The organism is Amycolatopsis sp. NPDC028719 (genome assembly GCF_055565395.1).
Map to the genome: position 1 here is coordinate 147,963 of NZ_JBVHUL010000001.1, position 14,243 is coordinate 162,205.

The 14,243-nt window shown below is 70.1% G+C and carries 14 protein-coding genes; 6 read left to right on the forward strand and 8 right to left on the reverse strand.

From position 1 onward, the window contains the following. Positions 1 to 137: 137 nt before the first annotated feature. Both ACZ4TR_RS00715 and ACZ4TR_RS00720 read left to right on the forward strand, forming a co-directional pair. Positions 138 to 608 (forward strand): copper resistance CopC family protein, encoded by a 471-nt coding sequence (locus tag ACZ4TR_RS00715; protein WP_465285190.1) that lies wholly within the window; start codon positions 138 to 140, stop codon positions 606 to 608. Between the two features lie 2 nt (positions 609 to 610). Further along, positions 611 to 1,639, forward strand: coding sequence for a copper resistance D family protein (locus tag ACZ4TR_RS00720; protein ID WP_465285191.1), 1,029 nt, complete (start codon positions 611 to 613; stop codon positions 1,637 to 1,639). A 211-nt stretch (positions 1,640 to 1,850) separates the two neighbouring features. Here ACZ4TR_RS00720 and ACZ4TR_RS00725 read toward each other — a convergent pair whose 3' ends face one another. Further along, the gene (locus tag ACZ4TR_RS00725) at positions 1,851 to 2,738 is read right to left on the reverse strand and encodes a phosphotransferase enzyme family protein (protein WP_465285192.1); all 888 of its coding nucleotides are present in this window, start codon (positions 2,736 to 2,738) and stop codon (positions 1,851 to 1,853) included. A gap of 22 nt (positions 2,739 to 2,760) precedes the next feature. After that, entirely contained in the window at positions 2,761 to 4,146 is a 1,386-nt protein-coding gene (locus ACZ4TR_RS00730) for a helix-turn-helix transcriptional regulator (RefSeq protein ID WP_364518364.1), read from the reverse strand. A 337-nt stretch (positions 4,147 to 4,483) separates the two neighbouring features. On the opposite strand from ACZ4TR_RS00730, the gene ACZ4TR_RS00735 reads away from it, so the two are divergent. Both ACZ4TR_RS00735 and ACZ4TR_RS00740 read left to right on the forward strand, forming a co-directional pair. After that, entirely contained in the window at positions 4,484 to 4,819 is a 336-nt protein-coding gene (locus ACZ4TR_RS00735; protein WP_364518366.1) for a hypothetical protein, read from the forward strand. Between the two features lie 12 nt (positions 4,820 to 4,831). Further along, positions 4,832 to 5,257: a hypothetical protein gene (locus ACZ4TR_RS00740; RefSeq protein ID WP_364518367.1), complete on the forward strand. Its 426-nt coding sequence runs from the start codon at positions 4,832 to 4,834 to the stop codon at positions 5,255 to 5,257. Between the two features lie 380 nt (positions 5,258 to 5,637). On the opposite strand, the gene ACZ4TR_RS00745 is transcribed toward ACZ4TR_RS00740, so the two are convergent. Further along, on the reverse strand, positions 5,638 to 6,906 hold the full coding sequence (locus ACZ4TR_RS00745) for an MFS transporter (RefSeq protein WP_465285193.1): 1,269 nt from the start codon (positions 6,904 to 6,906) through the stop codon (positions 5,638 to 5,640). Continuing rightward, a complete protein-coding gene (locus ACZ4TR_RS00750) occupies positions 6,896 to 8,230 on the reverse strand; it encodes a GH1 family beta-glucosidase (protein ID WP_465285194.1) in 1,335 nt (444 codons plus the stop codon). The genes ACZ4TR_RS00745 and ACZ4TR_RS00750 overlap by 11 nt, the downstream gene beginning before the upstream one ends. 129 nt (positions 8,231 to 8,359) lie before the next feature. Here ACZ4TR_RS00750 and ACZ4TR_RS00755 point away from each other — a divergent pair, with 129 nt between their 5' ends. Continuing rightward, positions 8,360 to 9,007: a TetR/AcrR family transcriptional regulator gene (locus ACZ4TR_RS00755; protein WP_364518373.1), complete on the forward strand. Its 648-nt coding sequence runs from the start codon at positions 8,360 to 8,362 to the stop codon at positions 9,005 to 9,007. A gap of 357 nt (positions 9,008 to 9,364) precedes the next feature. On the opposite strand, the gene ACZ4TR_RS00760 is transcribed toward ACZ4TR_RS00755, so the two are convergent. Continuing rightward, entirely contained in the window at positions 9,365 to 10,549 is a 1,185-nt protein-coding gene (locus ACZ4TR_RS00760) for an amino acid deaminase/aldolase (protein ID WP_465285195.1), read from the reverse strand. Between the two features lie 85 nt (positions 10,550 to 10,634). Here ACZ4TR_RS00760 and ACZ4TR_RS00765 point away from each other — a divergent pair, with 85 nt between their 5' ends. Then, positions 10,635 to 11,930, forward strand: a complete 1,296-nt coding sequence (locus ACZ4TR_RS00765) for a D-arabinono-1,4-lactone oxidase (protein WP_364518377.1) — start codon at positions 10,635 to 10,637, stop codon at positions 11,928 to 11,930. Here the strand turns inward: ACZ4TR_RS00765 and ACZ4TR_RS00770 are convergent. From ACZ4TR_RS00770 to ACZ4TR_RS00780, 3 genes are read right to left on the reverse strand one after another with little or no spacing between them, the layout of a single operon-like run. Then, positions 11,927 to 12,877 carry a ribose-phosphate diphosphokinase gene (locus tag ACZ4TR_RS00770; RefSeq protein WP_364518379.1) on the reverse strand — a complete coding sequence of 317 codons (951 nt, stop codon included), beginning with the start codon at positions 12,875 to 12,877 and terminating at the stop codon, positions 11,927 to 11,929. The genes ACZ4TR_RS00765 and ACZ4TR_RS00770 overlap by 4 nt on opposite strands. Next, the gene (locus tag ACZ4TR_RS00775) at positions 12,874 to 13,524 is read right to left on the reverse strand and encodes an SDR family oxidoreductase (protein ID WP_465285196.1); all 651 of its coding nucleotides are present in this window, start codon (positions 13,522 to 13,524) and stop codon (positions 12,874 to 12,876) included. Before ACZ4TR_RS00775 ends, ACZ4TR_RS00770 begins: the two co-directional genes overlap by 4 nt. Positions 13,525 to 13,556: 32 nt before the next feature. After that, positions 13,557 to 14,210 (reverse strand): hypothetical protein, encoded by a 654-nt coding sequence (locus ACZ4TR_RS00780; protein ID WP_465285197.1) that lies wholly within the window; start codon positions 14,208 to 14,210, stop codon positions 13,557 to 13,559. Between the last annotated feature and the right edge of the window lie 33 nt (positions 14,211 to 14,243).

Here is a 14,243-nt window from a genome sequence, read left to right on the forward strand (position 1 = left end):
GGTCGGATACGCTACTGGGGCCCAAAAGGACAAGGGGGGGTGGGGGGGAAAAAGGAGGGGGGAGGGGGCGCCCCGCGGGGGGGGGGGGGGGGGGGGTTTTGGTTTTTGCCCCTCCCACCCCGGCGCTGGCGCACAACGTGCTGATCTCTTCGGACCCGGCGAACGGCTCGTCCGTCGCCGCCGGCCCGCAGAAGATCAGCCTGACTTTCGACCAGTACGTGCAGGGCGCGGACGTCAACCAGATCGCGGTGACCGGACCCGGCGGCGGCCAGTGGGCCGAGGGACCGATCAGCGTGGTGAACAACGTCATCAGCGCGCCCCTGCGGCCGCTCGGCCCGGCCGGGAAGTACACCGTCGGCTACCGCGTGCTGTCCGCGGACGGCCACCCGGTGACCGGTGAGCTCACCTTCACCCTCACCGCGGCGGGCACCGGCACGCCGGCGACCGTCGACGCGGCGAAGTCGCCGGGCAGCTCGTCGGCAGCGGCCCCGCAGTCCGGCTCGACCGGGGTGCCGATCTGGGTCTGGATCGCCGGCGCGGTCGTCCTGCTGGCGATCGGGCTGACCGTGGCCCTGCGCTCGGGCCGGTCCGTGGAAGAGAAGAACTGACGATGACCCAAGCCGAGACCACCGCGAAACCCCGCTATTGGACACTGCTGTGCGTCGTGACGGCAGGCCTGCTCGGCGCCTTGATCGGCGTCGCGCTCATGGCCACCACGCCGATCCCCGGTGTGGTGCAGCCCAGCGCGGTGGTCTCGGCCGGCATCCCGGTCGTCCGGGTCCTGCTCGACCTGGCCGCGGTCACGACCATCGGCCTGGCGCTGCTGTCCGTGCTCGTCGGCTACGACCGGCCGAAGCTCACCGAGCCGATCATGCGGCTGGCCCGGCCGGCCGGCGTCGCGGCCGCGCTCGTCTGGGCCACGACCGCCGTCGTCGCGCTGGTCCTGCAGACCGCCGAGTACAAGCCGGGCTCGTCGACGCTCTCGGCGGGCGACATCGGCGACTACATCGGGGCGGTCGGCGCCGGCAAGGCGCTCGTCATCGTCGCCGCGCTGGCGCTCGTCCACGCCGGGATCGGCGCGCTGGCCCTGCGCTTCGGCGAGAAGGTGCCCGCCGAGGTCCGCGTCGGGCTCGGCCTGTTCGCACTGCTGCCGCTGCCGGTCACCGGGCACGCGTCGAACTGGAACTACCACGACTACACGATGATCTCGATGGAGCTGCACGTCATGAGCGCCGTCGCCTGGACCGGCGGCCTCGGCGCGATGACCGTGCTCCTCGTCGCGAACCGGACGCTGCTGGCGCACGCGCTGCCCCGGTTCTCGAAGCTCGCGACGCTCTGCCTGGTCCTGTCCGCGGCGACCGGCCTGTTCAACGGGCTCGTGGAAATCTCGCTCAACCCGACCATCGGGTTCTGGGCGGCGATCTTCACGACGCCGTACGGGCAGCTCTTCGTCCTGAAGTTCGTGTGCACCGGCGTCATCGCGCTGCTCGGCGCGTACACCCGCTGGCGGCTGATGCCGCAGATCGCCCGGCACAACCGGACGGCGCTCGCCGCGTGGGCGACGCTCGAGCTGACCGTCATGGGACTCGCCTTCGGTTTCGCCGTGGTGCTGACGCGGGCGCCGGTCGTCGCGTCTTGAAAGCCCTTCCCCGCTGGTAGAGCCGGTCTGAGGTCACGGCGAGTAGCTGCAACTTGCGCATTGGGATGAGGGGTAGACCATTGGGGGCGACCGGTCGGACCGAACTTTTTACCCAGAGCTGACCGCATTTCCGAAGCGACGAACGGTCATTTGCCGTCGTCGAATGCACGTGCAGACTGTGGCGCCGGTCACATGAAGTGACAGATCACGCTCAGCGGTAACGCGTCCACCGCGTGTCCGTCCGGGCGTTCCGGAGGTCGTCCAACCGGCGGTAGAGCTCGGGCCGCACCTGCGGGCGGCTGCGCAGGATCGGCAGCACGCTCGTCGTCAGCTTCAGTTCGCGGATCGCCCGGAGCACGGCGAACCCGGGCCACGACGTGACGTCGAAGCCGTACGCCGCGGCGAACGTCCGGTAGCGCACCGCCGGGTCACCGAACCGCTCACGGCCGACGGCCAGCGGCGTCAGGTCCCACTCCGGCGGGCCGACACACGACGAATCGAAGTCGCAGAGCACCGGCCCGTCCGGCCCGGGGATGACGTTGCCCGGGTAGGCGTCACCGTGGACCAGGCCCCTGGGCAGCGGAAACTCCAGCTCGGCCAGCGCGGCTTCGAGCTCGGCGCAGCGTTCGAGCAGGAACTCGCGGTCGCCGGCGGTGAGCTCTTCGGCGTCGGACACCCGGGCCCGCACCGCGGCGAACGGCGCCCATCCGGCGAGACCGTCGGGCGCGGGCAGCGCGTGCACCTGGCGCAGCAGGCGGGCCAGGTCGGTGGACGTCGCCGGGCGGCCGATGCTCGGCACCTGGTGCCACACGGTCACGAGGTGCCCGCCGACCTGCAGCGGCTGCTCGATTCCGTCGAGCAGCCGGATCGCCGGGACGTCATGCCGTTCGAAGTGCCGGGCCACCCGCACCACGGTTTCGACGCGGTGCCGGAGCCGGGTGGAGCCGACGATCCGGATCACCAAAGGCGCGGTGACCAGCGCATACACCGCGTTGTTCGTGAATCGCAGCAGGCGCGCGCCCGCCGGGTCGAAACCCAGCTGCGCACAGGTCTCCGCCAGTACCCCCCGCAGCTTGCCGGAGGTGAACCGGCCGTCCAAGACGGTTCCGGCTCCTTCGGCGCTATGCGGCGTAGAAAGCGTTGAGGCGATCGGCGAGGTCACGGGCGTCGGCGTTGTTGCGGCGGCGCTCGGCCTCGTCCTGCAGAGGCCGCATGCGGTCCTTGACCCGCTCGGACTTGATGCCCTCGGCGCAGTCGATGGCCTTGCCGCCGACCTTGGAGCCGTGGTCGAGGTCGCCGTCCAGCAGGTGGTTGGTGGCCAGTGCGCTCAGCATGAACGTCTTGGAACGGGCCATTTCGTCGTCGTAGGACTCGACGGCCCTGGTCAACGCCGGGATCGCGTACTTCGTGTGCTCGGCGTTCTTCTGCGCGAGGACCGTGTGGACGGTGCCGACCATGGCGTAGACGTCGGTCTCGGTGAAGAACTTCACCCACGACTCGGCCTCGGCCAGGTTGGCGCGCTCGAACTCGTCCTTGCTCCGGCCGAGCAGCTTCACGGCCTGCTCTTCGTTGCCCATCATCGCGTAGGCCCACGCCTCGTTCGCGCAGAGCACGGAAACCGCCAGCTCGGAGCCGGATTCCTGGGCGGCGATCTGGCCCAGCTGGAACAGCTTCAGCGCGTCGTTCGGGGCGTCCTGGTGCAGGTAGACGCGGCCCATGCGGTAGAGCACGTTGGCCACCAGCGGGTGGTTCTCGCCCTGCTTGGCGAGGTCCAGCGCGTTGGCGAAGTGGCCGCGGGCGGAGTCCATCAGCCCGGTGTCGAAGGACGTCCAGCCGGCCAGGGAGTGGAGGTCGGCGAGCGCCACGTACAGCCGGTTCTTGACGATGTCCGTGCCGTGCGCCTCGAGCATCTGCTGGCCCCAGGACAGCTGCGCGACGACGGCGTCGCGGCAGAACCCGCCGCCGTACTGGTAGTCCAGCGCGCGCAGAGCCCGCGTCGCGGCCTCCACCTGGCGCACGTCGGTCATGCCGATGCGCCCGGGCGCCGGCGTCCGGGCCGGCCCCGCCGACCACGTGCCGGATTCCGGACCGAACACCGCCGCACCCATCGTGACCTGGGCGGCGTGCGCGAGGAACCTCCGTCGCTTCACGGACTCGTCCTCCTCAGCCTGCTGGCCGTCGGCGGAGCCGACGACGCGTATCGCCGTGGCCTCGTCGTAGGCGAGGCCCATGTATCCACGAGGGACACCCAGGCCGTCGGCGATCCGCGTGAGGACGTCGTAGGCCATGACCTGGCGACCCTTGAGGATCTCCGACACCTCGGACTGGGACTGGCCGGTCATCGCGGCGATCTGGCGCTGCGAGACACCGTGCTTGCGCAGGAGCCGGTAGACGGCGCTGATCTCGCGGGACGCGAGAGCCGCTCTCATCTCCGGCTGCTCCCACGCGTCAGCGGGAACTGCGTGGCTCTGCCGGGCGTCGGCACTGCCACCGTTACTGGCGTCCATCGCGCCCCCTCCACTGTCCGGTCGGGCGTCTGTGAAACAGCGTAGGCAAACCTGCGGAACCGTGTGAACAGCCGAACTGGTGCCCTGATCGGTCCGGGCGAAGTCCGTTGACCGCTTACCGTGGAACCTGGTCCGGTCACCGCTATGACGCCATTTCGACCTTCTATCGCACCCGGTTTCACCTCACTGTAGTTGTCAGATCTCCGTCACCGCCCGGACACCGGCAGCGAACACGGAGAGCTACGAAAACCGCAGTGCTTATGACAAGGCGATGTTGCAGAAGGCATCTTCAGAGCCCCGAAGGGTTCGGAGACGGCACGACAGAGCGGAGAAGGGCGTGGAGTTCGTGGACTCGTTCGCAGGGGGACATGCCGGAACGGCGACCCGCGCCGTACGGCCGGTGGTCTCTCCCATCTCCGCCGTCCGCCCGGTCACCCCCGCCGCCGCGGTGGACCCCCGCACCGCGAACGTCCGGCACTACGAGGGCGGTCAGCTGGTGTGGCGCGTGCAGTGCGGCGACCTCATCAGCCGCGAACGCGCGGTGACGGTGTTCGTCGAAGACAACCAGGTGGTACTGGTCTCGCCCCCCGGCGAGACCGCGCGGTTGACGTCCGGCCAGCTCGGACAGCTGCGCGCCGCGCTCAACGAAGCCGCCAAGATGGCGGAAAGGTAACGGTGAGCTGACATGGATCAGGTACTCGGGCAGGTCCTCCGCAATGCGGTCTGGGAGCGCCTCGACATGCTGACCGACCTGGCGAACCGCGCCGACGCCCAGTCGCTCGTCTCGGTCGCGCGCTCCGAACTCCCCCGCTTGACGGAGGCGTGGCGCGCGATGCTGAAGATGCACGAGCCGGACGAGCGCGGCGACTGCCCCACCTGCTCGACCCGGTGGCACCGCTGCAAGGCGCCGTGCTCGGTCTGGCAGGTCGCGCACGAACACCTGGTGGCCGGCGGGCTCGCGCCGCAGCAACAGGCTTCCGGCGACAGCCGGCTGCAGGGCCGCCGCAAGAGCCCGGTCCCGGCGCAGGCCCGGCCGGCCCCGGCCCCCACCGCGGCCGAGACCACCGGTCGCCACGCGCTGGTGAACCCGCGCCGAGCGGTCACGGCCTGACGGCCCCGGGCCGTCGCCACCTCCCGCGGTGATGACCCGACACCGGCCTTCGCGCCACCCCTGATCCGGCGAGCACGGCCGGCCGATCGCCCCATCGGACCCGCGCCCGCTCGCCCGGCCGGGGACTGTTTCGCCCGCACCCCCGAGCAGTGCGAACCGGTCCCCGGCCGCTTCACCCCGGTCCCCACCGCGATTAATCGAAAAAAATACGCGTTAGGCCTAGCCCAGGCGGTAATCCCCCGCTAGATTGATCATCGAAGAGGCCTGGACCACTGGTTCGCCTCGACGTGATCCGCCTGTGAGCGGCCCCTGAATTCCGCGGGCCGGTGCCGTTGCACTCCCCTCCCCCGACCGGCACCGGCCCGCGGTTCCACTTTCTCTCAGCGAACCGCTTTCACGCGGAGCACGAGCACCGCGGCCAAGAGCGTCGCGACGGCCGAAGCCGCGAACAGTCCCGAGTAGCCGCCCAGGTAGGCGAGCACGAGCGAGGTCAGCAGCGGGGCGACCACCTGCGGCAGCGAGTTCGCGATGTTGATGACGCCCAGGTCCTTCGCCCGGTCCTGCGCCGTCGGGAGCACCTGCGTCAGCATCGCCAGCGCGACAGCCATGTACGCACCGAAGCCGACGCCCAGCAGCGGGGACGCCGCGAGCGCGACCGGCCAGCTCTGCCAGATCACCAGCAGCAAAGCGGCCAGCGCCATCACGCCGGACGCCGCAAGGACGTATGGCTTACGCCGTCCGGACTTGTCCGAGAAGTGACCGGCGAGCACGGCACCGATCACGAGCGCGACGCCGTACAGCCCCATCATGATGAGCAGCCCCGTGTCCGGGTCTTCGTAGTGCACCGCGTCCTTGAGGAAGAACAGCAGGTAGAGCGTCCCGAACGCGTTGCCGAGGTTGATCATGAAGTGGCACGACCACGCCCACGCGAAGTCCGGGTGCCGCCGCGGCGAGACCCACAGGTTGCGCAGGACCTCGCCGGCCTGCGACGACGGCCGGAACTCGACCGGCAGCCGCGCGTCCGGCGTCCGGAGCACGAAGAACGCGGCGCCCACGACGACGATCACCGCGCAGACCGCGTACGCCAGCGGAATCCCGGCGATGCCGAGCATCACGACGACCACGACCGCGCCCAGCACCGTGCCGAGCATCTGCGCGATGCCGACGAGCCCGCCGACCTGCGCGCGCTGTCCGACCGGCACGCGGTCGGCGATGGCGGACATGAGCGTGGCGAGCATGCCGTTGAGCCCGGCCTGCACGAGGCACCAGCCGACGATCAGCAGCGCGACGTCCGGCGCGAAGGCCAGCACCAGCAGCCCGGCGGCCGCGACGGCCGCACCGATGACCGTCCACGGGTGGCGACGGCCGAAGCGCGAGCACGTCCGGTCGGACAGCAGCCCGACGGCCGGGTTGACGACCAGCGCCACGATCGCGCCGACGCCCATCACCAGGCCGAGCACGAACTCCTTGTTCACCTGGTCGAGCAGTTCGGCCTGCTGCGGCAGCAGCACCTGGATCGGCGCGTAGATCCCCAGCCAGAGCGCGATGTTCGCGAAGAACAGCAGGCTCATCCAGCCGGGGCGCACCCGCACGACGGGTTCGGCGAGGGCTTCCGGCAGGCCGGTCGTCTCGGTCGTCTCACTGCTCATCCCGCACCAGCTTCCGGTACCAGTGGAACGAGTCCTTCGGCGTGCGCCGCAGGGTTTCGTAGTCGACGTGCACGAGCCCGAAGCGCGGCGCGTAGCCCTTGGACCACTCGAAATTGTCCATCAGAGACCAGCAGAAGTAACCCCGGACGTCGACGCCGGCGTCCATCGCCTCGCGCAGCGCGACGAGGTGGCTGTGCAGGAAGTCGATGCGTTCGGGGTCGTGCACGCCACCGTCCTCGGCGACGACGTCGGCGAAGCTGCAGCCGTTTTCGGTGATCTGAATGGGCGGGAGCTTGTCGCGGTAGCGCCGGTGGAAGTCGAGCAGCAGCTCGCGCAGGGCGTGCGGGACGATCGGCGAGTCGTTCGTCGTCATCGGGTAGCCCTCGATCGGGCGAAGGTCGAAGGGCAGCGGGTTGCCCGGGCTGGGCTTCGCGACGCCCTGCGGCTCGTAGTAGTTGACGCCGTAGAAGTCGAGCGGCTGCGCGATGGTCGGCAGGTCGTCGGCGAACCCGGCGGGGAGGTGCTCGTGGAGCTGTTCGGGATAGCTGCCCAGCAGCACAGGGTCGGCGTAGAGCCGGTTGAGCAGCGCGTCGAGCCATTCGGCGGCTGCTTCGTCCTCGGGAGAGGCAGTGGAGTCATCGGACGGCCAGATCGGCGAGTGGTTGTTGGCGGTACCGATCTCGGTCGCGCCCGCCGCGCGGAGGGCCTGGACGGCAAGGCCGTGGGCGAGGTTCTGGTGGTGCGCGGTCGGGACGGCGTCGAGCAGGAGCGTCTTGCCGGGCGCGTACTCGCCGATCGCGTAGCCGAAGATGGACATCACCATCGGCTCGTTGAGCGGAATCCACAGTTTCACCCGATCGGCGAAGCGTTCTCCGAGGATGTGGGCGTATTCGGCGAAGCGCTCAGCGGTCGTGCGGGAGAGCCAGCCGCCGTCGTCTTCGATCGCCTGGGGGGTGTCCCAGTGGTAGAGCGTGACGGCGGGGGCGATCCCGGCTTCGCAGACGGCGTCGATGAGCTTGTCGTAGAAGCCGAGCCCCTCGGGGTTGGGCACGCCTTTGCCGTCGGGCTGGATGCGGGGCCAGGCGATGGACATCCGGTAGGCGCCGACGCCGAGTTCAGCCATCAGCGCGATGTCTTCGGGGTAGCGGTGGTAGTGGTCGGCGGCTACGTTTGCTTGTTCACCGCGGGCGATCTTGCCCTCGGTCGCGGCGAACGTGTCCCAGATGGACGGTCCGCGCCCACCTTCGCTGGTGGCGCCCTCGATCTGGAACGCCGAGGTCGAAACACCCCAAAGGAAGCCGGGCGGGAAGATCGGGTTCTGCACTGGCGCTGACCCCTTCGTCAGGCCACCCGTACGGGTGAACATGAAAAGTTCTCATATACTAGGTCGTCACTCGTCCGTGGGGAAGCCCGTCGGCACGATAAAGTCCCAGATCAGACGAGGAGGAGCGCCGTGTCCGACATCCAGGCCGCGAAGGTGCCGGCAGAAGCCACCCCCTTGCGCCGCCAGCCGGTTCAGCAACGCAGTGCGAAGCGGGTCGAGCAGATGCTCGACGCCAGCGCGGCGTTGATCGACGAACTCGGCTACGACGCACTCACGACGACTTTGATCGCCAAACGAGCGGGCGTCGCCGTCGGTTCGCTGTACCAGTTCTTCCCGGACAAACGAGCGGTCGTGCAAGCGCTTACCGCCCGCAACCTCGAGCGGTTCGTGGGCGCGGTGAACGAGCGGCTGAAGCAGCTCGGGCCGGAGCACTGGTGGGACGTCGTGGACTCGATCCTCGACATCTACCTGGAGATGCACCGCTCGGTGCCCGGGTTCTCGAAGGTCCACTTCGGCGACATCATCGACCGGCAGCTGCTCGACGAGACACGCGACAACAACGCGGTGATCGTGGATTCGCTGACGGACCTGGTGGCCACGCAGGTGGACCGGCCGGTGGAGGACCTGCGGTTCGCGATCGGCATCGCCAACGAGGTGGCCGACGCGCTGCTGAAGCTGGCCTTCCGGAAGGAGCCGAGCGGGGACGAGAAGATCGTCGCGGAGGCCAAGTACGTGGTGAAGGGCTATCTGGCGGCTCGGTTCGGGGAGCAGTCCTAGCTGTCCACAGAAGTTGTCCACAGGTATGCACAGCTGTGGACAACTCGGTGGTTTCGCCCGGGTTCGTCGGTAGGCGCCGATAGACTGGAAGCGGGGGTTCCCCCGGGGAGGGTGGGCCGCGTCCGGGCCTCGGCTGGTGAGCTGCTCGGCGGAACCCCGGGGCGCATCTCGGTCGGGACCGAGAGAGCGGCGGCTCCTCCGCGCTGGATCGCCGCCGTGCGCTCCCAAGACAGCGGCCGCTCTGGACCGGCGCCGTGCACTTCGCCGGCCGACACGCACCGGACGACTTTGCCCAGAGCGGATCGACTTCGGGCACGGGCGTCGCGTGGTGTGAACCGAGCCGCGTCCCGGGGCCCGTCAGCCGAAGTTCTGGTGCTCGCCCCGGTAGGTCGGGACCGTGCGTTCCACCCGGTCGCCCAGCACCAGGTGGTAGTGCGTGAAGCGCTCGGCCAGCTCGCCTGCCTTCGCGTGGCGCAACCACACCCGGTCGCCCAGCTGCAACGTCCGCGCCGCTCGGCCGGTCACCGGGGTCTGGACCTCGCCCGCTCCCTCGAAGCCGAGGAACTTCAGGCCCGTCGGGAGGTAGGGCGTCGGCTGGCGCGAGGGTCCCGTGGGCCCCGATGCGATGTAACCGCCGGAGTACAGCGTGGCGATCTTGCGCGTCGGGCGGCGGACTACCGGCAGGGCGAACAGCGCCGCCGGGCGGGGCTTGAAGCGCGTGTAGCCGTCGAAGAGCGTGGGGCCGATCAAGCCGGAGCCTGCCGCGATCTCCGTGACCACCGCGTCCGCGCCCGTGGACTCGATGCTTCCCGTGCCGCCGCCGTTCACGAACTCCAGGTCCGCCACTTCGAGAACCGCGCGGACCGCTTCGCCGCGGCGGCGGTTCAGCTCCGCCGCCGACCGGCGCTGCATCCAGCCGATCACCGCCTGGTTCAGCCGGCGGCCGGCCGCGTCGCCGAGGCCGGCGATCTGGCCCTCGTACGCCATCACGCCCACCAGGCGGAAGCCCGGCCGCGCCACGACCTGCCGGGCGAACGCCGATGCCTGCTTCGGCGTGAAGATCGGGGACCGCCGGGTGCCGACGTGGACTCCCGGCAGCGGGCGCCACGACGCGTCCAGCTCCAGGCACACGCGGATCTCCGGGTGGCCGTGGCCGAGAGCGGCGTCCACCAGATCCAGGTGCGCAGGCGAATCGACCATGATCGTGATCGCCGCGCGGGCCTCGTCGGAGGCGGCCAGGCGGCGGAGCGCCTCGTGGTCGGCCGTCGGGTAGGCGACGACCACGTCGTCCGTCGTGCCCTGCTCGACGTGCCAGATCGCTTCCGCCAGTGAGTAGCACATCAGGCCCGCGAAGCCCGGCATCGCGAGCACGCGCTCCAGCAACGCCCGGCAGCGGACCGACTTGCTGACGACGCGGATCGGCTTGCCCGCCGCGCGGCGGTGGAGGTCGTCGGCGTTCGCGTCGAAGGCGGCCAAGTCGACCACGGCCAAGGGGGGGTCGAGGTCCTTGGTCGCCAAGTCGTACACCGTCGCACTGGTCACGAGGTCTAAAGTACGACAACAAAGCTTGAAACGCGAATACTGTTCACATACTGTCTCGGACATTCGACCGATGGAGGGGGCGCGCATGACCCGGTGGACCAACTGGGCGGGCACGGCGTCCGCCTCGCCGCAGCACGTTCACCAGCCGCGCAGCGCGGCGGAGATCGCGGCGGTCGTCGAAGGCGTCGCCGCGGCCGGCCGGACCGTGCGCCCCTGGGGCAGCGGACATTCCTTCACGGCGATCGCGGTCGCCGACTCCGACGCGCTCGACCTGCGCCACTGGACCGGCATCGAGCGCGTCGACCTCGAAAGCCGCCAGGTCACCGTCCGCTCGGGCACCACGCTCAAGCAGCTCAACGCCGAGCTCGACGTGCTCGGGCTGGCCATGACCAACCTCGGCGACATCGACGCACAGACCATCGCGGGCGCGATTTCCACCGGCACGCACGGCACCGGCGCCCGCCTCGGCGGCATCGCCACCCAGATCGCCGCGCTCGAGCTCGTCCTGGCCGACGGCTCGGTCGTCACCTGCTCGGCGGAGCACAAACCCGACCTCTTCTCCGCCGCCCGCGTCGGCCTCGGCGCGCTCGGCGTGATCACCACCGTGACGCTCCAGTGCGAGCCGTCGTTCGTGCTGCGCGCCCAGGAGCGGCCGGAGCCGCTGGAGCAGGTCCTCGAGGGCTTCCACGACTTCGCCGACCAGAACGAGCACTTCGAGTTCTACTGGTTCCCCTACGGGAAGAACGCGCTGGTCAAGCGCAACAACCGGTGTGAGACCGCAGAGCCGCTGAGCAAGGTCCGCGAGTTCGTCGACTACCGGATCATGGAAAACGTCGCGTTCGGCGGACTCTGCCGGACCGGCCGGCTGATGCCGCGGCTCGTGCCGTCGCTCGGCAGCTTCGCGTCGAACGTCCTCTCCGCGCGCGAGTACAGCGACACCTCGCACCGCGTCTTCGTCACCGCGCGCAACGTCCGCTTCACCGAAACGGAATACGCTGTTCCACGTGAATCAGTGCTCGACGTGCTCGCCGAACTACGCGCCGTGGTCCCGACACTGAAGGACCCGGTGATGTTCCCGGTCGAGGTGCGGGTCGCCGCCGCCGACGACATCTGGCTGTCGACCGCGCAGGGCCGCGACTCCGCCTACATCGCCATCCACCAGTTCACCGGCATGCCGTACCGCGAGTACTTCAGCGCGTTCGAGAAGATCGCCGGCGCGGTCGGCGGCCGCCCGCACTGGGGCAAGATGCACGACCTCGACGCCGGCGTCCTCCGCTCGCGCTACCCGCACTTCGACGACTTCCTGCGCGTGCGCAAGGAAACCGACCCGAACGGCGTCTTCACGAACACCTACCTCGACCGGGTGCTGGGCCCGGCCTAGAAGAGCGCGGACACCGATTCGCCGTTGTGGATCCGGCGGATCGCCTCGGCCATGGCCGGCGCGATCGAGAGGATCTTGAGCTTTTCGGCGCGTTCCTCTTCGGGCACCGGGACCGTGTTGGTGCAGACGATCTCCAGCACCTCCGCCCGGCTGCCGATGCGCTCGATGGCCTTCGCCGCGAACAGCCCGTGCGTGCAGGCGACGCGGATCGACCGTGGCTCCAGCTCGGCGAGCTTGTCCAGCAGTTCGATGACCGTGCTGCCCTTGGCGATCTCGTCGTCGAGCACGATGACGTCGCGGCCGGTGATCTCGCCGATCACCGAGCTGATCTGGACGCGGTCGTCGGGGAAGCGTTCCTTCGCCCCGGCCGCGACCTGGACGCCGAGCAGCCGCGCGAAGTGCGACGCCTCCTTCGCGTTGCCCAGGTCGGGCGAGACGACGGTGGTGCGCGAAAGGTCGTACTGCCGGAAGTGCTTGGCCAGCTCCTTCAGCGCGTGCAGGTGGTCGACCGGGACGCTGAAGAAGCCGTGGACCTGCGGCGAGTGCAGGGTCATCGCGAGCACGCGGTTCGCCCCGGCCGTGGTCAGCAGGTCGGCGACCAGGCGGCCGCCGAGGGAGATGCGTGGCGCGTCCTTCTTGTCCGAGCGCGCGTACGAGTAGTGCGGCATCACGGCGGTGATCCGCGACGCCGAAGCGCCGCGCGCCGCGTCGAGCATCAGCAGCAGCTCGACCAGGTGCTCCTGCACCGGCTTCACGAGCGGCTGGATGATGAAGACGTCCCGCTCGCGGCAGTTCGCCTGCAGCTGCACCTCGAGGCAGTCGTTCGCGAACCGCCGGATCTCCGTCGGCTGCAGCGGCACACCCAGGTGTTCGCAGATCTCTTCGGCCAGCTCCGGGTGGGCGCTGCCGCTGAAGACGGCGATTTCTCTTGATGCTTGAGAGATCACAGCGCGGAGACCGCTTCGCCGATGGCATCCTCGCCCGAGATCAGCGTCAGGGTGCGGCGGACGGACGAGGGCGTGTCGAGCAGGGCCACGAGCACCGCGGCGACGTCGTCACGCGGGATCGGGCCGCGGCCCGTCTGCTCGGCCAGCAGCACCAGGCCGGTGCCCGGGTCGTCGGTGAGCGCGCCTGGCCGGAGGATCGTCCAGTCGAGGTCGCGGGCCTTGAGGTCGTCTTCCGCCGCGCGCTTGGCGCGCAGGTAGTGCCGGAACTCCTCGGTGACGTCGGGGTTGTCCGGGTTGTCCGCGCCGATCGAGCCCACCTGGATGTGCCGCCGGACTCCGGCGCGCTCGGCCGCTTCGGCGAACAGCGCCGCGGCGCCCCTGTCCACAGTGTCCTTGCGGGCGGTGCCGCTGCCCGGGCCGGCGCCGGCCGAGAAGATCGCCGCGTCGGCGCCCTTCAGGACTTCGGCGACGGCGTCCACATCGGAGTTCTCCAGGTCGAGCACGACGCCTCGGGCGCCGGCGGCCTCGAGGTCCGCCACGTGGGCGGGATTCCGGACGATCCCGACCGCTTCGTCACCGCGCGCGGCGAGCAGCCGCTCGAGCCGCAGCGCGATCTGACCGTGTCCACCAGCAATGACGACTCGCATGAGCCGACCCTATCCCCGTGCGATCGAGGCCGTCAGTCGAGGGAAGCGGGGGCCTCGGCGGTGCGGAGCAGGTGGTCGTAGACGACCTCGTTCACCAGCCGCGAGACCGGGTCCTCGGCGAGCAGCACGCGCTCGGTGCGGCCCTCGAGGTCGAGGTCGACGACCGCGTTCGGGTCGGCCGTCACGACGGCGAGACCGTACGCACGGGCGCGCGGCAGGCAGTTGCCGACGTAGTCCTCGGTGAGGACGGCCGGCGACGGCAGCACCAACGCGGCCTCGCCGTAGCGGGCGAACGGAACCGCGGAGGCCATCGCGGTGCGCCAGTGGCGCGCGACGGCCAGGACGCCGACGATCTCGGCGGCCGGGGCGGGGGCGGTTCCGGCCAGCTCCGGCCAGGTCCAGGTGTCGACGGTGGCGCGGTCGGCCACCGGGCCGGCACCCATCGCGATGCGTTCGGCGTGCACGTCGGTGCGAAGCTTGGCGACCACGCAGACCTTGCGGCCGAGGATCGTGGTCTCGGGGAGGACGACGCCGTTCCAGCCCAGCTGGGCGGCGGCGGTGCGGGCGAGCTCGTCGACGCTCGCGGGGAGCTCGATCGGCGGCACCACTCGGCTCGGCATCGACCGGCTGCGCTTCGCGCCACCGGCGACCGTCGAGCGCTCGGTGTTCTGAGGTGTAGCCGCCACGAGTCCGCCTCCTTCTAACCTGCACCGCTTCGT